A 16,715-nucleotide genomic window follows, 5' to 3' on the forward strand; every position below is an offset into this window, starting at 1 on the left:
GGCGGGAGGCCGACCGGGCGACGGGCGATGCGGTCTTGGCGGGAAGGGGAATGGGCAGCGCGGTGGAGAAGCCTTTCGACAAGGTTGGTGGACAAGCAGAAACCCGGGGCGTCCGATGTGGGCGCCCCGGGTTTTAGTCAACGGCGATGGTCGCCGGTGAAGGTTCGGCTGGTCAGCTGAAGGTGCCGCCGTTGCCGAGCAGGCCGAGGCCCAGACCCTGGTTCTTCTCGCCGTTCGGGCTGAGCAGGTTCAGCAGGCTGACCTGGGTGTACTCGTCGTTGTCCTCGTTGTGGAGGCGGTAGTCGAGGTCGTAGCTCAGCGAACGCGAGTCGTAGTCGAAGTCGACGTCGTTGTCGTCACCCCACGGGTTGTGGGCGACGGCGGATGCGTGGCTGTCGTGGGAGGCAGCGGCGGAGGCGGGACCCGCGAAGGCGAGGCTCGCACCGGCAGCCAGCAGAAGACCCCCAACGTACATGACCGGACGACGCATGGTATTTCCTTTCGGACGATTGTTTGACCACCGAAAGTCTGGACCTTTTGTCGGGGAAATGTGGCTGATTTCGGATAGGTCCGACCATCCGCGTACGAAATCCCCAAACCGGCCGGTAACCCAAGATCGCCGTCTAAAGTCCTCGCGGGGCAGCCTACCGCCGATGGCGGAAAAGGGTGCCGGCACGCGTGAATCCAGCGTGGGAAGAGCGCGAGGGCAAGCGATGCGCGCGACACGCCGAGGAACGCGGCGGCCCGGCACGAGAGAAGCGCCCGGCAATCCGAAGAAAGCCGGGCGCTGGGGAACGCTACAAGCGGATGCCGAGCAGGGCGTCCACTGTGCGCGCCATCAGAGCGGGGGCCTCGGTGTCGTCGCCCACCGCGGACAGGGCCGCCTCGGCCCACGCGTCGACCAGTGCCAAGGCGGCCGGGGCGTCGAGGTCGTTGGAGAGGCTCTCGCGTACGGCGGCCAGCAAGCCCTCGCCCGACGGGCCGGACGGCGCGGCGGCGGCCGAACGCCAACGGGCCAGGCGGTCCTCGCCGGTCTTCAGGACCTCGTCGGTCCACTCGCGGTCGGTGCGGTAGTGGCCCGACAGCAGGCCCAGGCGCACCGCCATCGGGTCGACGCCGTCGCCTCGCAGGCGGGACACGAAGACCAGGTTGCCCTTGGACTTCGACATCTTCTCGCCCTCGAGGCCGATCATGCCGGCGTGCACGTAGTGCGCCGCGAACGGCTCGGCGCCGGTCAGGGTCTCGGCGTGGGCGGCCGAGCACTCGTGGTGCGGGTAGATGAGGTCGCTGCCGCCGCCCTGGACGTCGATGGTGTCGCCGAGCAGGTTGAGCGCGATGGTCGTGCACTCGATGTGCCAGCCGGGGCGGCCGGGGCCGAGGTCGCCGCCGTCCCACGCCGGCTCGCCGTCGCGGGCGCCGCGCCACAGCAGCGGGTCGAGCGGGTCGCGCTTGCCGGCGCGCTGCGGGTCGCCGCCGCGCTCAGCCGACAGCACGGTCATCTCGGAGCGGTCGAAACCCGACTCGTAACCGAAGCGCGGGGCCGCGGCCACGGAGAAGTAGACGTCGCCGGTGCCGTCGTCGAGCTTGTAGGCCGCGCCCGAATCCAACAGCGAAAGCACGTGGGTGACGATCGACGGGATGGACTCGACGGCGCCCACGTAGTGCGCCGGCGGGATGATGCGCAGCGCCTCCATGTCCTCGCGGAACAGCGCCGTCTCGCGCATGCCCAGCACGATCCAGTCCTCGCCGTCACGCTCGGCCCGCTCGAGCAGCGGGTCGTCGATGTCGGTCACGTTCTGCACGTAGCGGACGTCGTGGCCGTTGTCGCGCCAGAGGCGGTTGACCAGGTCGAACGTGATCATCGTGGCGGCGTGACCCAGGTGGGTGGCGTCGTACGGGGTGATGCCGCAGACGTACATCGTCGCCGCGTCGCCGCCCGGGACGGACGGCTGCACCGAGCGGCGGGCCGAGTCGTACAGGCGAGGCGGCTGCCCCGAGCCGGGCAGGGTCGGCACATCGTGCCCGGTCCAAGCGTCCATGGTTGTGAAGCCTATCCAGCTGGTAGGAACAAAGGCGCGCGTCCGTGACCTACTACACGGGCGGCCAGGGGATCGCCGGCCAGTCCTGCGGCGGCTGCGGGAACCGGCCCGCCCGCAGCAGGCGCTTGGCCCGCAGGCGTACATGCTGCACCTCGGAGATCGTCAGGTGCTCCTCGAGGGCCGAGCCCAGGTCGCCGTCGAGCCGGGCGATCAGCTTGGGCAGGACCTCAGCGGCCTCGTCGATCAGCGGCTTGCCGGTCCAGCCCCACAGGACCGTGCGCAGTTTGTTCTCCACGTGGAACGAGACGCCGTGGTCGACGCCGTGCACCGAGCCGGTGGCCGGGTAGAGCACGTGGCCGCCCTTGCGGTCGGCGTTGTTGATCACCGCGTCGAAGACGGCCAGCCGGGCCAGCCGCGGATCGTCGGCGTGCGCGAGGGCGTACGCGTCGCCGTCGTCGTCGCGGGCGTTGGCCACCGCTATCCAGCCCTCGGGCACGTCGTACGCCGGCACGAAGCCGATCAGCGGCTCCAGCTCGGCGGGCTCGTCGATCCACAGCTGCAGGGCGCCCGTGCCCAGCGGGCCGTCGCGCAGGATCGTCGGCGGCACCACGTCCCAGCCCGTGGCCTGGGAGACGAGGTACGCCGACACCTCGCGCCCGGCCAGCGTGCCGTCGGGGAAGTCCCACAGCGGTTTCTCGCCGCGCACCGGCTTGTAAACACAGCGCCGGGTCACACCGGACAGCGTGATCTCGGCCCGCAGCGTGGTGTTCGACGCGTCGACGAGCCGTCCCTCGATCTCCATCTCGCCGTGGGCGAGCAGCTCGAGGGCGTCGCTCTCGGCCAGCGCCGCCGCGGGCTCAGCCGTCACCGGTGGTAGCCGTTGTGCCGGGGGCAGAGGTGGCCGGCCGGGTCGAGCGGCTGGCCGCAGAGCGGGCAGGGCGGCCGGCCGGCGGCCACCACGCGGCGGGCCCGGTCGATGAACGCGCGGGTCGCCTCGGGGGTCAGCCGGACGCGGAGCCGGTCGAGGTCGTCGTCGGGCTCGTCGTCCTCGTCCTCGTCGTCCTCGACGTCGTCGTCGTCCGGCTCGTCGCCGGGGTCGCCGCCGAGCTCGATCTCGACCTCGGACTCACCCGCCTCGATGGCCTCGATCACCACCGTGCTGGTGTCGACGTCGAAGGCGAGCCCGAGCGTGCCGACGCGGAACTCCTCGTCGACCGGGACGTCGAGCGGCTCGTTGTCGTGCCCGGCGAGCATGGCCGTCTCGGGCAGCGAGACACCGAACCGCTTGTTCGCCTCGACGAGCAGTTCCTCGAGTTTCTCGGCGAGGAGCGACACCTGGACCTTCTCCAGCGCGACGCTGATCACCCGGCCGCCACCGCGGGCCTGGAGGAAGAAGGTCCGGTCGCCCGGCTCGCCCACCGTCCCGGCCACGAACCGCTCCGGCGGCTCGAAGGAGTGCACCTGGTGGGTCATAGGACAACCCTATCCACCCTCACCCGGCCCCGCGCATCCCCACAGGGCCGGGTTCGCCCACGGCGCAACGCTCACCAGCCAGGGGTAACACCCCGGTCACACTGTGCTCTTCTAGACCCCTGCTCCGGCGCCGCCGCCCACGGCGGCATCGGAGGCGACAGGCGCCTGGGGCACGAGTGACGACAGATCCGAGGTGTCGTTGACGCGCACGATGAAGGGCCGCGTCGGCGTGTACCGGATCACGCTCACCGACGCCGGGTCGGCCACGATCCGCTGGAACTGGTCGAGGTGCAGGCCGAGCGCGTCCGCGATGATGGCCTTGATCACGTCGCCGTGGCTGCAGACCGCCCAGAGCGCCTCCGGCCCGTGCTCAGCGGTGATCCGGGCGTCCCAGCGCCGCACGGCCGAGACCGCCCGCGCCGACATGGCCGCCATCGCCTCGCCGCCCGGGAAGACCGCCGCGCTGGGGTGCTGCTGCACCACCGGCCACAGCTCCTCCTTGGCCAGCTCCTTGAGCGGGCGCCCCTCCCAGTCGCCGTAGCCACACTCGGTGAAGGCCTCGTCCACGACCGGCGTCACCCCGGGCAGGGCGAGCTCGACGGTGGTCCGGCAGCGGATCAGCGGGCTGGTCACCACCGCCGCCAGCGGCAGCGCGCGCAGCCGCTCGCCGGCCCGCTCGGCCTGGCGGCGGCCGGTCTCGTCGAGCTCCACCGGGAGCCGGCCGGCCAGCTCGCCGGTGGCGTTGGCCGTGGTGCGCCCGTGCCGGAGCAGCAGAACGGTGGCCACTACTCGGCCACGCCGGACTCTTCGTACGCCTCGGCGACGATCCGGAGGGTGTCGAGGCCGCTCTTCAGATCGCCGACGTACGGGCTGATGGAGAGCGTGCCCACGCCGGCCGCGGCGTACTGCCGGATCCGCTCCTTGACCTGGATCTTGTTGCCCAGGATCGAGGTGCGCTCGATGAACTCCTGCGGCACGGCCTCGGCCGCCTCGGCCTTCTTGCCGCTGAGGTAGAGATCCTGAACCTTGGCCGCGGCGTCGGCGTAGCCCATGCGTACGGCCAACTGGTTGTAGAAGTTCTGCTCCCGGCTGCCCATGCCGCCCACGTAGAGCGAGGCGTAGGGCCGGATCACGTCGGCGCACCAGGCCACGTTGTCGCCCAGCACCACCGGCACCGTCGGCGCCACGTCGAAGCCGGTCAGGCCCAGGCCCTTCTTGGCCCGGCCGCGCTCGATGTGCTGGAGGTACTCCCCCGCGGCGTCGGGCGCGAAGAAGATGGCCAGCCAGCCGTCGGCGATCTCGCCGGCCAGCTCCAGATTCTTGGGGCCGACGGCGGCCAGATAGATCGGGATGGCCTCGCGCGGCGGGTGGAAGCCGAGCCGCAGCGCCTTGCCGGGCCCGTCCGGCAGGGGCAGCGTGTAGTGCTCGCCCTGATACGACACCGGCTGCCGGGCGATGGCCATTTTGACGATCTCGACATATTCCCGGGTACGCCCGAGCGGCTTGCCGAAACGCACGCCGTGCCAGCCCTCGGAGACCTGCGGGCCGGAGACGCCCAGGCCGAGCCGGAAGCGGCCGCCGGAGAGCGTGTCGATGGTGGCCGCGGTCATCGCGGTCATGGCCGGGGTGCGGGCCGGGATCTGCATCACGGCCGCGCCCAGGTCGATCTGCTGGGTCTGCCCGGCGATCCACGAGAGCATGCTGACCGTGTCCGAGCCGTACGCCTCGGCCGACCAGGCGACGGCGTAGCCGAGCCGGTCAGCCTCCTGGGCCATCGCCAGATGGTCCTGCGGTGTGCTCCACGCCGATTGATAGCCGAGGCTCAGTCCCAGACGCACGTGCGCTCCCCTCCATTTTCGCTGTTCGCAGCCTAATGGCCCACGCTCGGTGATCTCGGTCAGGTAACCGACCGGTTCGACCTGGGCGTCAGGATTTCCCTATGGAGACTGTCTGAATAAGGTTCACTCATGCAACAGCGACCGCTCGGCCGAAGCGGGCTGGCGGTCTCGCGGCTCGCCCTCGGCACCATGACCTGGGGCCGGGACACCGACCCGGACGACGCGGCCGCGCAGCTCAAACTCTTCCTCGAGGCCGGCGGCACGCTGCTCGACACGGCCGACGTCTACGGCGACGGCGACGCCGAGGCCGTGATCGGCTCGCTGCTCGACCACCTGGTCCCCCGCGACGAGGTGGTGATCGCCACCAAGGCCGGCCTCACCCCGCACGGCTTCCGCACGCGCGACGGCTCCCGCGGCAACCTGCTGCGCTCGCTCGACGCCTCGCTGCGCCGGCTGGGCACCGACTACGTCGATCTCTGGCAGGTCCACGGGTACGACACCATGACGCCCCTGGAGGAGACCCTGGCCGCCCTGGACCACGCCGTCAACAGCGGCCGCGTCCGTTACGTCGGTGTCTCCAACTTCGCGGCGTGGCAGACGGCGCGGGCCGCCACCTGGCAGGCGGCCTATCCGGGCCGGGCCCCGATCGTCGCCTCCCAGATGGAATATTCGCTGCTGGAGCGGGGTGTCGAGCGCGAGCTGCTGCCGGCCGCGGCCGCGCTCGGCTTCGGCGTGCTGGCCTGGTCGCCGCTGGGCCGGGGTGTGCTGACCGGCAAATATCGCAACGGCCGCCCGCTCGACTCGCGGGCCGCCACCGAGCACCTGGCCGCCTTCGTGCAGACGTACCTGGAACCGCGCAGTTCCAGCATCGTGCAGGCGGTCGTCACGGCCGCCGCGGGCCTGGGCGTCTCCCCGGTCGAGGTCGCCCTGGCCTGGCTGCGCGACCGCCCCGGCGTGGCCGCGCCGATCCTGGGCGCCCGCACGGCCGGCCAGTTGCAGGGCGCGCTGCTGAGCGAAGACCTGACCCTGCCGGCCGAGATCGCCAACGCCCTCGACGACGTCTCCGCCATCGACGTCGGCTATCCCGAGCGCGAGGGCGCCGGCTACCCCGACGGCGAGCCCTGATCAAGCTTGTCGGGGGGCGAGAAAGAGGTGCACTCTAGTGGCCATGGACTACGAATACGCGCCGCTGAGGTTGCCCTCGAATGTCGATCGGTTGACCGCGGCGGCGCAGCTCGCCATTCAGGCGGAGTTCTCGGGATGGGAGCTGGCCCGGGTCCAGCTCTACCGGGACGGCACCCGCAAGGTGATGCTCCGCCGTCGTGTGCAGCCGACCCCGCAGCCGGGGTTGAGCTACTGAGAAAGGCCCGTCCGTGTGGACGGGCCTTTCTCAGTCACAACCGAAGAAGCTCAGTGGTGGTGGTGGTGACCGGCGTGGTCCTCTTCCTCGTCGGGCAGGTACGGGTGCTCGTCGAGACGCCCGACCAGCAGGTCGCCCTGCTTCGGGGCGAACGGGCCGTCGCCGTCGGAGTCCTCGAAGGCCTCCAGGTCGAGCGGCTCGGAGATCTCGCTGACGGTCAGCAGGCCGTCGAGCGGCTCCAGCTCGGGCACGTCGAGCGAGCTCAGCGAGCCGTCGCCGGCCTGGAGCAGCTCGAGCACGGCCTCGCCGACCGTCTCGACCGCGCCCGGGTCCTCGTCCTCCGGCACGGCGCTGCGCCGGGCCACCTCGGCGCGCCGCAGCAGCGCCGAGATGCTGGGCACGCGGTAGTCGCGGCGCTGGCGCACCGAGAGCACCTGCGGGTAAGGGTCGGTCGACTCGGCCGGGTCGAAGCCGTCGACGCCCAGACCGAAGCGCTGGTCGGCCTCGTCGGGGTCGATCGACTCGACGTCCCAGGGCGTCACCTCGCCGTACGCGTCGAGCATCTTCTCGTCGTACGCGAAAGAGGCGTTGTTGAGGTTGACGTACGCCTGCCAGACGTCGTCGTCGTCCATGCGGCCCTCGGCCGCCTTGACCGCGGTGAGGTGCGCCCGGGCGGCCTCAACGACCCGCTCGAGGGCGGCGTCGAGCTCCGCGTTCTGGTCGGTCATCGAAGTGGGTCCTTCCACACAAGTCAGCTGTTACGGAGCAGACGGTCGAGCACACGCACGCCGAACTCTAGCCCCTCGACCGGGACCCGCTCGTCAATGCCATGGAACAACGAGGAGAACGCCAGGTCGGCCGGGAGTTTCAGCGGCGCGAACCCGAAGCACCGGATACCCAGGGTGGAGAAGGCCTTGGCGTCGGTGCCGCCGGACATCATGTACGGGATGGTGCGCGCGGCCGGGTCCTCGGCCCGCAGGGCGTCGCTCATGGCCTCGACCAGCGCCCCGTCGAAGCCGGTCTCGACGGCCGTCTGCCGCGAGATGTGCTCGATGTCGACGCCGGGGCCGATCAGCTCGCGGAGCTCGGCCAGGAAGGCGTCGGCGTGCCCGGGCAGCGTGCGGCAGTCGATGGTGGCGCTGGCCCGGCCGGGGATCACGTTGTCCTTGTAGCCGGCCTCGAGCCGGGTCGGGTTGGCCGTGTTGCGGACGGTGGCGCCGATCATGTTGGCGATCGGGCCGAGCTTGGCAATCACCTGCTCCGGCTTCTCGGGGTCGAGCTCGATCTGCAGCGCCTCGCTGATCTGCTCGAGGAAGGTGCGCACGGTCGGGGTGAGCACGGTCGGGAAGCGGTGCCGGCCGACCCGCGAGACCGCCTCGGCCAGCGTGGTGATCGCGTTGTCGTCGTGCACGAACGAGCCGTGCCCGGGGCGCCCGGTGGCGTTCAGGCGCAGCCAGTCGAGGCCCTTCTCGGCGGTCTGCACGAGGTAGAGGCGCAGGTCGTCGTTGACGGTGAACGAATAGCCGCCGACCTCGCCGATCGCCTCGGTGACGCCCTCGAACGCGTCGCGGTGGTTGCGCACGAGCCACTGCGAGCCGTACTCCATGCCGGCTTCCTCGTCGGCCGTGTACATGAGCACGATGTCGCGGGGCGGGACATAGCCGGTGCGCTGCCACTCGCGGACCACCGCGAGCATCATCGCGTCGAAGTCCTTCATGTCGATGGCGCCGCGGCCCCAGAGATAGCCGTCCTTCTCCTCGCCCGAGAACGGGCCGACCGACCACTCGCTCGCGTCGGCCGGGACCACGTCGAGGTGGCCGTGCAGCATCAGGGCGCCGCGGCTGCGGTCGGCGCCCGGGATGCGGGCGAACAGGTTGGCCCGGGTCGGGGCCGACTCGTGGATCTCGGACTCGATGCCCACCTCGCCGAGCTTCTCGGCGACATACTCGGCCGCGACGCGCTCGCCGACCGTGGTGCGCGGGTCGCCGGTGTTCGTGGTGTCGATGCGCAGCAGGTCACGGCAGAGGCCGGTGACCTCGTCGACGGCGGTGGTCTTCATCCGCTATTCCTACCAGCAGATCGTCAAGGAGGTTTGTGGCGGCTGCCACTCGGGGAACCGTTGCGGCCGTGACTTCGCTGAATCTTCCCCCGCTTCCGCCGCTGGGTGGCGAGACCACCGGGCGCAATGTCGTCGACGTCATCACCCAGGAGCACCGTGAGCTGCTCGAACTCTGCTCACTTCTCCAGGAACAGCCGAACGACCGTAAGATCACCGACGTCGTGATCGCCACGCTGTCGCGGCATCTGAGCTGCGAGGAGCAGTACCTCTATCCGGCGATCCGCAAGGTGGTCCCCGGCGGCGAGGAGCTCACCGACCGCGAGCTGGCCGAGGATCACGCCCTGCTGGTCACTCTGCAACAGTTGCAACGAACGCCCAACGAGGCGACAGTGGCCGACGTGGCCGCGGCCGTGCGCCGGCACGTCGACGCGGACGCCGAGGAGCTTCTTCCGGTGCTGACGCAGATGGTCCCGATCGAGGATCTGATCCGGGTCGGCAACCGCTTCGAGACGGCCCAGGAGGCCGCGCCGACCCGCCCGCACCCGGCCACCCCGTCCACTCCCCCGTGGAACAAGGTGGTCGATCCGGCCGTGGCCGTGGTGGACAAATTGCGCGATGCCGTCACTCGTCGCACGACGTACGCCAAGGATTTGTAGGGAAAACACCGGATTCGTTAACCCATTTGTCACAAGTGGGGGATGTTTCGAAGGCGCGTAGGTCTAGCCATCTATGTATATGTGGTCCTAACGTCACGCTATGAACCTGGAGCTGCGGCACCTCAAGGTGGTCTGCGCCATCGCGGAGACCGGCAGTGTCACCAAGGCGGCATCGCAGCTGGGGCTCGCACAGCCGGCGCTGACCGCGCAGCTGCAGCGCATCGAGCGCACCCTGGGCGGCCCGCTGTTCGAGCGGGACCGCCGGGGCGCGCGCCCCACCGCGCTCGGCGAGCTGGTCCTGGCCCGCGCCCGAGTGCTGTTGCCCGCCATGAAAGGCCTGCAGGACGAGGCGGCCCGGCTGGCCGGCGCGTCCGGACAGGGCCGGATGAGCCGCTACCGGTTCGGGGCGATCGGCGGGCCCATCCTGGGCGGCATGGTCCACCGGCTCTCCATGGCCGAGCCGGAGGCCCAGATCACCACGTACGCCTCGTACTACGTCGACGAGCTGGCCAACATGGTGATCGCCGGCAAGCTCGACTACTGCCAGGTCGGCGTGTGCGGCGACGCCATCCCGTCGGCCGACTACGGCCTGGTGTGGCAGACGGTCGCCGTCGACGCGGTGTGCGTGCTCATGCCCGAGGACCACCCGAACGCCAAGGGCACCGACGTCGACCTGGCCGAGCTGGCCAACGAGCAGTGGGTGGCCGGCACCGGTGACGGCTGCTTCGGCGACTGCTTCGCGGCGGCCTGCGCGCGGGCCGGGTTCACCCCGCGCCGGGTCCTCGAGAGCGACATCCGCGGCTGCGTCGACATGGTCGAGGCCGGTTCGGCGCTGGGCCTGTGCCAGCCGACGTTCCGGGCGCCGGCCGGGCTGGCCCACCGCCCGCTGCGCGGGGCCCCGCTGCGCTGGCGCTACGTGATCGGGTGGCATCCCGACTCGCCGGCCGCGCTCAGCGCGCACAAGCTGATCGAGATGGCCCAGGACGCCTACATGGAGGTGGCCGCGCGCAACCCGGCCTATCTGGACTGGCGCGTCGACTATCCCCACCTGGGCGTCTACGAGGGCCTGGCCAACAGCGGAAGGGGCCCGGCATAAGCCGGGCCCCTCATCGCAGGCGGAAGCCTCAGGAGGCTTCGAAGGTCAGCTTGCCGTCGGCCGCGCCGACCTTGACCTTCTGCCCGGGCGCCAGGTCGGCCCCGAGCAGCATCTTCGAGAGCCGGTTGTCCAGGTCACGCTGGATGACCCGGCGCAGCGGGCGGGCGCCGAACTCGGGCTGGAAGCCCTTCTCGGCCAGCCAGTCGACCGCCTCGGTGGTGATCTCCAGGCTGATGTCCTGCGCGTGCAGGCGCCGCCGCGTCTCGTCGAGCATGAGCTCGGTGATCTGCCGGACCTGCTCCTGCTCGAGCTGCCGGAAGACGATGATCTCGTCGATCCGGTTGATGAACTCGGGCCGCAGCTGCTCCTTGAGCCGGCGGTCGAGCCGGTCCCGCAGCTCCTCCTCGGCCGCGCCACCGGAGCCGGTGCCGAAGCCGACGCTGCGCCGGGTGCCGCTGATGATGTCCGAGCCGAGGTTGCTCGTCATGATCAGCACGGTGTTCTTGAAGCTCACCGTGCGGCCCTGGCTGTCGGTCAGCCGGCCGTCGTCGAGCACCTGGAGCAGGATGTTGAAGACGTCCGGGTGGGCCTTCTCGATCTCGTCCAGCAGCACGACGCTGTACGGGCGGCGCCGGACCGCCTCGGTCAGCTGGCCCGCCTCGTCGTATCCGACGTAGCCGGGAGGGGCACCGACCAGGCGAGACACGGTATGCCGCTCCTGGAACTCGCTCATGTCGAGCCGGATCATCCGGTCCGAGTCGCCGAACAGCGCCTCGGCCAGCGACCGGGCCAGCTCGGTCTTGCCGACACCGGTCGGCCCCAGGAACAGGAAGCTGCCCACCGGCCGGTCCGGGTCGCCGAGCCCGGCCCGCGAGCGGCGGACCGCCTCGGCCACCGCCTCGACGGCGTCGTCCTGTCCGACCACCCGCTCGTGCAGGTGCCCCTCGAGACGGAGCAGGCGCGCCTTCTCCTCCTCGGTGAGCTGGGCGACCGGGATGCCGGTGGCCCGCGACACGACGTCGGCGATGTCGGCGTCGGTCACCTGCGGCACGCCGTCGGCGGTGACGCCGGCCGTGGCGATCTGCTCCTTCAGCGAGTTGATCTCGTCGCGGAGGGCCACCGCCTTCTCGTAGTTCTCGGCCGCCACCGCCTGGTCGCGGTCGCGGGAGAGCTGCTCGAGGCGGCGCTCCTTCTCCCGGACGTCGGCGTCGGGGGTCTTGACCCGCAGGCGCACCCGGGCGCCGGCCTGGTCGATGAGGTCGATCGCCTTGTCCGGCAGGAACCGGTCGGTGATGTAGCGGTCGGACAGCTCCGCCGCGGCCTGCAGGGCCTCGTCGGTGATCCGCACCTGGTGGTGCGCCTCGTAGTTGTCACGCAGGCCGCGCAGGATCGACACGGTGTCCTCGACGCTGGGCTCGCCCACCAGCACCGGCTGGAAGCGACGGGCCAGGGCCGCGTCCTTCTCGATGTGCTTGCGGTACTCGTCGAGCGTGGTCGCGCCGACGACGCGCAGCTTGCCGCGGGCCAGGGCCGGCTTCAGCATGTTCGAGGCGTCCATGCCACCGCCCTCGCCGCCGCCACCGGCGCCGACCAGGGTGTGGATCTCGTCAAGGAAGACGATGAGCTGGTCGCCCGAGTCCTGGATCTCGTCGATGACCTTGCGCAGGCGCTCCTCGAAGTCGCCGCGGTAGCGGGTGCCCGCCACCAGGCCGGCCAGGTCGAGCTGGATGACCCGCTTGTTCTCCAGGGTCAGCGGCACGTCGCCGTCCACGATCCGCTGGGCCAGGCCCTCCACGATCGCGGTCTTGCCGACGCCCGCCTCACCGATGAGCACGGGGTTGTTCTTGGTGCGCCGGGAGAGGATCTCCACCGCCTGCTCGATCTCGCCGGCCCGGCCGATGACCGGGTCGATCTCGCCGCGGCGGGCCAGCTCGGTCAGGTCGACGCCGAACTGCTCGAGGGTGGGGGTGTTGGCATTGCCGCCGCCGCCACCACCGCGCGGCGCACCGGGGCGCGGGGCGCCCGGCTGCGGCTCGGCCGACTGCTGGAGCGCCTGCGGGTCGAGCTTGCCGCCCAGCAGCCGGCCGGCCGCCGAGTCGGGGTTGAGGCCCAGGGCCATCAGGATGTGCTCGGGACCGACGTACGAGGCGCCGACCGCACGCGAGATCTGCAGGCTGTCGAGCAGCGCCCGCTTGGCGGCGGGGGTCAGCTGGACCTGCGTGGGCGGCTCCTCGCTCACCCCGGCCGGGCGGCCGAGGGCGGCCAGCAGCGAGTCGGGGTCGGCGCCGGCACGGCGCACGGTCTGCTTCATCGGCTCGAGCTGGAGGGTGGCCCAGAGCAGGTGGTCGGTGTCGAGGTCGGCGATGGTGCGGTCGGGGTCGGCCAGCTCGGCCGCCCGGCGCGCCGCCGCGGACAGCACCTCACGGGCGTCGCCGCTCATGTACTTGGTGATATCGATGCGCTGCGAACGGCGCGGGTCCGCCGCGCCGAAGAAGCGCGCGAAGAAGTCGTCCCACTGGCCGGGCCCACCCGGTCCGATCGGTCCGATGCTCATACGTCTTCTCTCTTCTCCGTAGCCGTTGTGCCGGGGGCCTTTACCCACCTTGCACGACCCCTATCAGCGCCGTGCCGGATCGATTGATTCCCGATTCGCCGCAAAAGTTGACTCGGGTAGGCTCAACTTCATGACCGTACCTCTGGTGATCGTCGACGGGGCCAATGTCGTGGGTTCGGTACCCGACGGGTGGTGGCGTGATCGGGCCGGCGCGGCCCTGCGGCTGCGGGACGCATTGACGCCCATCATGGCGAACGGCCTGACCGATCTGGCCGGCCCGGTCGAGGTCGTGCTGGTGGTGGAGGGTAAGGCGCGGGAGACCCCGCCGGCCGAGGGAGGCGTGCGCGTGGAGCGCGCCGACGGCTCGGGTGATGACAAGATCGTCGATCTGGTACGAGGGGAAGCCGCCGCCAGGCGCATCGTGGTTGTGACGGCCGATCGCGGATTACGAGACCGGGTGACACAACTAGGGGCCGAAGTGAGGGGCCCGTCGAGCGTGCCCAGGCGCTAAATTGTGACGATGCTCCCACGGACTGTAACGCGCGTCGCTGGGACCTGAACCACTCCCCCGCCGCCCCGGCCGAGATGCATGATTTGCCCGATATGGGGGACTCGGCGGCCATGACCATCCCCATGCGGGATCTCGACAGCGCCGACGCCGCGCTGGCCGGCACGCCAGGTGTCCAGCACCGCGCCGGTGATCTGCTCGACGACGTGGGCGGCACCTTCGACCTCATCGTGTCCTGCCCGCCGTTCCTGTTCGATCCGGACCGGCAGACCTATCTCGGCGGCGAGCCGCACGAGCTGTCGACCACGATCCTCGACCAGGCCGCCGCCCATCTGGCCCCGCACGGCTCGCTGGTGCTGTTCAGCGGCGCCCGCGTGGTCGGCGGCAACGACCAGTTCCAGCGGGCCGCGGCCGAGCACCTCACCGGCACCGGGCTGGCCTGGACCTATCGGGAGCTGGACCCCGACGTCTACGGCGAGGAGCTCGACGGCCCGCGCTACGGCGACGCCGAGCGGATCGCGCTGGTCATGCTCGTCGCCACCCGGGGACCGGGGTAGGACGGGTGCCGGCAGGCATGAGCGGGGCGATCGTGGGCATGCGGGCGCCATGACGATCACCGCCACCACCCCGGATCTCGACACCGCGCTGGCCGATCTGGGCCGGGCCCTGCGCGAGGCCGGTTACGAGTTCACGACCGTCACGCCGGCCACCCACGAACGGGTCAACCGGCGCCCGCGCAACCAGCGGGCGTGCGGGCTGCGGGACGTCTTCGGCTGGAGCCGGCCGTTCGGGCCCGGCGTACTGCCGGAGCGGATCGTCGAGCTGATGGACGCGGCCGGGGTGGTGCGGCGCGACGGGGAGGAGTGGCGCAGCACGGTGCGGTTCTCCTCGTACGACGGGGAGCTCTTCGCCCATTCGGCGTTCCCGACCGACGCCGGGGACTCGGTGTTCTTCGGCCCGGACACCTATCGGATGGCCGGCGCCGTGGCCGCCCACGTGGAAGGCCGGGAACGACCGGTCCGGCGGGCCGTCGACGTCGGCTGCGGCACCGGGGCCGGCGCGATCACGGTGGCCAGGCGGGCGCCGGCGGCCGGCGTGCTGGCGGTCGACATCAACCCGGCCGCGCTGCGGATGGCCCGGGTCAACGCCGCGCTGGCCGGCACGCCCGGGGTACGGCCGTGCCGCAGCGACCTGCTGAACGACGTGGACGGGGAGTTCGACCTGATCTTCTCCAACCCGCCCTTCATGATCGACCCGGCCGGGCGGGCGTACCGGGACGGCGGGGCGCACGGGCACGAGCTGTCCATGGCGATCATCGACGCGGCCGTGGAGCGCCTGGCGCCGTACGGCACCCTGGTCCTGTTCGCCGGGACCGGAATCGTCGGCGGGACCGATCCGTTCCGGGAAGCCGCCGCCGAGCGCCTGGCCGGTACCGGCCTGCGGTGGACCTATCGCGAGTGGGATCCGGACGTGTACGGCGAGGAGCTCGACGGCCCGGCCTACGAGCACGCCGAGCGGATCGCCCTCGTGCTGCTGACCGCGACCCGATGAACGGTCCCACGGTCGGTGTCGAGGAGGAGTTCCTCCTGCTCGACCCGCGCACGGGCGAGAACGTGCCGGTCGCGCCCGCGGTGGCCGGCAAGCTGCCCGAGCAGCTGCGCGGGCAGAGCCGGCGGGAGTTCCGGCACAGCATGATCGAGATGGTGACACCGGTCTGCTCGAGCCTGGACGAGGTGCGGGAGAGCCTGACGGTGATGCGGCGGGCGGCCGCCGAGGCCGCGGCCGCGGCCGGCGCCGACCTGGTCGCGCTGGCTGCCACGCCCGTCGGCGAGCCCCAGCTGCTCGTCACCGACGATCCCCGCTACCGGGCCATCGCCGGGCACTACGGGCCGATCGTCGGCGACCCGGCCGTCTGCGGATGTCACGTGCACGTCGGCGTGCCCGACCGGGAGACCGCGATCCTGGTCGGCAACCATCTGCGGCCCTGGCTGCCGGTCGTGCAGGCGATGTTCGTGAACTCGCCGTTCTCGGCCGGGACGGACACCGGGCACGCGAGCTGGCGGGCCATGCAGCTCGACCGGTGGCCCGGACTGGGACCGACGCCCTACTTCGAGTCGGTGAAGGACCTCGAGCGGACGGTACGGCTGCTCGTCGCCGCCGGCGTGATGATGGACGACAGCCTGCTGCTCTGGCACGCGCGGCCGTCGGCCCGCTATCCGACGGTCGAGGTCAGGGTGGCCGACGTGTGCCCCTCGGTCACCGACGCGGTGCTGCTCACGGCGCTGATCCGGGCGCTGGTGGGCACGGCCCTGGACGACGTGCGGGCGGGCCGGCGGGCGCTGCCCGTCCCGGACTCGGTGCTGACGGCGGCGCACTGGAACGCGGCGCACAGCGGGCTCGGCGGCACGCTGCTCGATCCCTCGCGGGAGATCACGCGGCCGGCCTGGGAGATGGTCGGCGAGCTCGTCGAGACGGTCACGCCGGCCCTCGACCGGCACGGCGATCTGGACACCGCGTACGACTTGTTGGCGGCGCTGCGTACCGTGGGCACCGGCACCGACCGGCTGCGCCGCGAGCACGAGCGCGCCGGCGGCGACCTGGTGGCCACGCTCGCCGGCGCCGCCCGGCGCACGACGGCCGGCTGAAAGGTCACCCGTGCGGTTCAATCCTGTTCACTCAAGAACGATCACCCGTCGTACGGAAATCGCCCGAAGTGGACTGTCCCCGGTCGTACGGGAAGAGTGTTTTAGCAGGTCGTGCCACACGTCAAGCGGGTGAGCGGCAAAAGGGGCGTGCGGGGATAGCCGGACAGGAACGGGGCAGTAGGCTTCAGGACAGTAGTCGGGTTCCGCACAGCAGGAGGCTGCACGGGTGGCCAGTGTCGCCGAGGTCAAAGCGGCTGTCGATGCCGCACTTCAGCAGGTGACCGAAGGGCAGGCGGCGATACAGGCGGCCCGGGAGAAGATCGGCGAGGCCCAGCAGAGCCTGGCCGCCGCTCTCGACGGCAGCGGCAACGACGCGGTCGGGGCGGCCCACGCGTCCCTGTCGCAGGCCGACCAGTCGCTCGAGGAGTGCCTGGGCGCCACGCTGCTCGCGGTGGAGCAGGCGCAGACCTACACGGCGATGCTCTGA

At 71.2% G+C, this 16,715-nt stretch carries 18 protein-coding genes; 9 read left to right on the top strand and 9 right to left on the bottom strand.

Translation table 11 applies throughout. The annotated features are described in order from the left end of the window. Positions 1-172: 172 nt before the first annotated feature. The 6 genes from ACQP2X_RS29475 to ACQP2X_RS29500 all read right to left on the bottom strand — a co-directional run bounded on the left by ACQP2X_RS29475 (position 173) and on the right by ACQP2X_RS29500 (position 5,350). Positions 173-490, bottom strand: a complete 318-nt coding sequence (locus tag ACQP2X_RS29475; RefSeq protein ID WP_498687359.1) for a hypothetical protein — start codon at positions 488-490, stop codon at positions 173-175. A 307-nt stretch (positions 491-797) separates the two neighbouring features. Then, the gene (gene mshC, locus ACQP2X_RS29480) at positions 798-2,039 is read right to left on the bottom strand and encodes a cysteine--1-D-myo-inosityl 2-amino-2-deoxy-alpha-D-glucopyranoside ligase (protein ID WP_498687362.1); all 1,242 of its coding nucleotides are present in this window, start codon (positions 2,037-2,039) and stop codon (positions 798-800) included. Between the two features lie 52 nt (positions 2,040-2,091). Continuing rightward, complete coding sequence (locus tag ACQP2X_RS29485) at positions 2,092-2,907, bottom strand: SCO1664 family protein (protein ID WP_498687364.1); 816 nt, start codon at positions 2,905-2,907, stop codon at positions 2,092-2,094. Next, positions 2,904-3,512 carry a DUF3090 domain-containing protein gene (locus tag ACQP2X_RS29490; protein WP_498687365.1) on the bottom strand — a complete coding sequence of 203 codons (609 nt, stop codon included), beginning with the start codon at positions 3,510-3,512 and terminating at the stop codon, positions 2,904-2,906. Before ACQP2X_RS29490 ends, ACQP2X_RS29485 begins: the two co-directional genes overlap by 4 nt. A gap of 111 nt (positions 3,513-3,623) precedes the next feature. Beyond that, positions 3,624-4,298 carry a histidine phosphatase family protein gene (locus ACQP2X_RS29495; protein WP_498687367.1) on the bottom strand — a complete coding sequence of 225 codons (675 nt, stop codon included), beginning with the start codon at positions 4,296-4,298 and terminating at the stop codon, positions 3,624-3,626. After that, positions 4,298-5,350: an LLM class F420-dependent oxidoreductase gene (locus ACQP2X_RS29500; RefSeq protein WP_498687369.1), complete on the bottom strand. Its 1,053-nt coding sequence runs from the start codon at positions 5,348-5,350 to the stop codon at positions 4,298-4,300. The genes ACQP2X_RS29495 and ACQP2X_RS29500 overlap by 1 nt, the downstream gene beginning before the upstream one ends. Before the next feature lie 129 nt (positions 5,351-5,479). On the opposite strand from ACQP2X_RS29500, the gene ACQP2X_RS29505 reads away from it, so the two are divergent. Then, complete coding sequence (locus ACQP2X_RS29505) at positions 5,480-6,475, top strand: aldo/keto reductase (protein WP_498687370.1); 996 nt, start codon at positions 5,480-5,482, stop codon at positions 6,473-6,475. 43 nt (positions 6,476-6,518) lie between these two features. Further along, positions 6,519-6,710 carry a DUF5703 family protein gene (locus tag ACQP2X_RS29510; protein ID WP_360254473.1) on the top strand — a complete coding sequence of 64 codons (192 nt, stop codon included), beginning with the start codon at positions 6,519-6,521 and terminating at the stop codon, positions 6,708-6,710. A 50-nt stretch (positions 6,711-6,760) separates the two neighbouring features. Here the strand turns inward: ACQP2X_RS29510 and ACQP2X_RS29515 are convergent, their stop codons facing one another. Beyond that, positions 6,761-7,438 (bottom strand): hypothetical protein, encoded by a 678-nt coding sequence (locus ACQP2X_RS29515; RefSeq protein WP_498687371.1) that lies wholly within the window; start codon positions 7,436-7,438, stop codon positions 6,761-6,763. A 23-nt stretch (positions 7,439-7,461) separates the two neighbouring features. Continuing rightward, entirely contained in the window at positions 7,462-8,769 is a 1,308-nt protein-coding gene (locus tag ACQP2X_RS29520; RefSeq protein WP_498687374.1) for a M20/M25/M40 family metallo-hydrolase, read from the bottom strand. 68 nt (positions 8,770-8,837) lie between these two features. Between ACQP2X_RS29520 and ACQP2X_RS29525 the strand changes: the two genes are divergently transcribed. Further along, entirely contained in the window at positions 8,838-9,425 is a 588-nt protein-coding gene (locus ACQP2X_RS29525) for a hemerythrin domain-containing protein (protein WP_498687376.1), read from the top strand. A 100-nt stretch (positions 9,426-9,525) separates the two neighbouring features. Continuing rightward, on the top strand, positions 9,526-10,521 hold the full coding sequence (locus ACQP2X_RS29530) for a LysR family transcriptional regulator (protein WP_498687378.1): 996 nt from the start codon (positions 9,526-9,528) through the stop codon (positions 10,519-10,521). 28 nt (positions 10,522-10,549) lie between these two features. On the opposite strand, the gene ACQP2X_RS29535 is transcribed toward ACQP2X_RS29530, so the two are convergent. Next, positions 10,550-13,075 carry an ATP-dependent Clp protease ATP-binding subunit gene (locus ACQP2X_RS29535; protein ID WP_498687379.1) on the bottom strand — a complete coding sequence of 842 codons (2,526 nt, stop codon included), beginning with the start codon at positions 13,073-13,075 and terminating at the stop codon, positions 10,550-10,552. Positions 13,076-13,205: 130 nt separating this feature from the next. On the opposite strand from ACQP2X_RS29535, the gene ACQP2X_RS29540 reads away from it, so the two are divergent. The 5 genes from ACQP2X_RS29540 (at position 13,206) to ACQP2X_RS29560 (ending at position 16,715) form a co-directional block, all read left to right on the top strand. Next, positions 13,206-13,586 carry an NYN domain-containing protein gene (locus ACQP2X_RS29540; RefSeq protein ID WP_498687380.1) on the top strand — a complete coding sequence of 127 codons (381 nt, stop codon included), beginning with the start codon at positions 13,206-13,208 and terminating at the stop codon, positions 13,584-13,586. A 110-nt stretch (positions 13,587-13,696) separates the two neighbouring features. Continuing rightward, positions 13,697-14,140 carry a class I SAM-dependent methyltransferase gene (locus ACQP2X_RS29545; RefSeq protein ID WP_498687382.1) on the top strand — a complete coding sequence of 148 codons (444 nt, stop codon included), beginning with the start codon at positions 13,697-13,699 and terminating at the stop codon, positions 14,138-14,140. Between the two features lie 49 nt (positions 14,141-14,189). Beyond that, positions 14,190-15,134: a methyltransferase gene (locus ACQP2X_RS29550; RefSeq protein WP_498687383.1), complete on the top strand. Its 945-nt coding sequence runs from the start codon at positions 14,190-14,192 to the stop codon at positions 15,132-15,134. Then, entirely contained in the window at positions 15,131-16,228 is a 1,098-nt protein-coding gene (locus ACQP2X_RS29555; RefSeq protein WP_498687385.1) for a carboxylate-amine ligase, read from the top strand. The genes ACQP2X_RS29550 and ACQP2X_RS29555 overlap by 4 nt, the downstream gene beginning before the upstream one ends. Before the next feature lie 226 nt (positions 16,229-16,454). Then, positions 16,455-16,715 (top strand): hypothetical protein, encoded by a 261-nt coding sequence (locus tag ACQP2X_RS29560; RefSeq protein WP_097321034.1) that lies wholly within the window; start codon positions 16,455-16,457, stop codon positions 16,713-16,715.

It is taken from the genome of Actinoplanes sp. CA-131856 (genome assembly GCF_050956135.1).
In the GTDB taxonomy this organism is placed as follows: Bacteria; Actinomycetota; Actinomycetes; order Mycobacteriales; family Micromonosporaceae; genus Actinoplanes.

Excerpts from the sequence above, each read along its gene's own strand:
- ACQP2X_RS29550 (WP_498687383.1), top strand. The coding sequence starts at position 14,190 with ATGACGATCACCGCCACCACCCCGGATCTCGACACCGCGCTGGCCGAT.
- ACQP2X_RS29490 (WP_498687365.1), bottom strand. The coding sequence starts at position 3,512 with ATGACCCACCAGGTGCACTCCTTCGAGCCGCCGGAGCGGTTCGTGGCC.
- ACQP2X_RS29505 (WP_498687370.1), top strand. The coding sequence starts at position 5,480 with ATGCAACAGCGACCGCTCGGCCGAAGCGGGCTGGCGGTCTCGCGGCTC.
- ACQP2X_RS29520 (WP_498687374.1), bottom strand. The coding sequence starts at position 8,769 with ATGAAGACCACCGCCGTCGACGAGGTCACCGGCCTCTGCCGTGACCTG.
- mshC (WP_498687362.1), bottom strand. The coding sequence starts at position 2,039 with ATGGACGCTTGGACCGGGCACGATGTGCCGACCCTGCCCGGCTCGGGG.
- ACQP2X_RS29530 (WP_498687378.1), top strand. The coding sequence starts at position 9,526 with ATGAACCTGGAGCTGCGGCACCTCAAGGTGGTCTGCGCCATCGCGGAG.
- ACQP2X_RS29555 (WP_498687385.1), top strand. The coding sequence starts at position 15,131 with ATGAACGGTCCCACGGTCGGTGTCGAGGAGGAGTTCCTCCTGCTCGAC.
- ACQP2X_RS29475 (WP_498687359.1), bottom strand. The coding sequence starts at position 490 with ATGCGTCGTCCGGTCATGTACGTTGGGGGTCTTCTGCTGGCTGCCGGT.
- ACQP2X_RS29510 (WP_360254473.1), top strand. The coding sequence starts at position 6,519 with ATGGACTACGAATACGCGCCGCTGAGGTTGCCCTCGAATGTCGATCGG.
- ACQP2X_RS29535 (WP_498687379.1), bottom strand. The coding sequence starts at position 13,075 with ATGAGCATCGGACCGATCGGACCGGGTGGGCCCGGCCAGTGGGACGAC.
- ACQP2X_RS29540 (WP_498687380.1), top strand. The coding sequence starts at position 13,206 with ATGACCGTACCTCTGGTGATCGTCGACGGGGCCAATGTCGTGGGTTCG.
- ACQP2X_RS29515 (WP_498687371.1), bottom strand. The coding sequence starts at position 7,438 with ATGACCGACCAGAACGCGGAGCTCGACGCCGCCCTCGAGCGGGTCGTT.
- ACQP2X_RS29545 (WP_498687382.1), top strand. The coding sequence starts at position 13,697 with ATGACCATCCCCATGCGGGATCTCGACAGCGCCGACGCCGCGCTGGCC.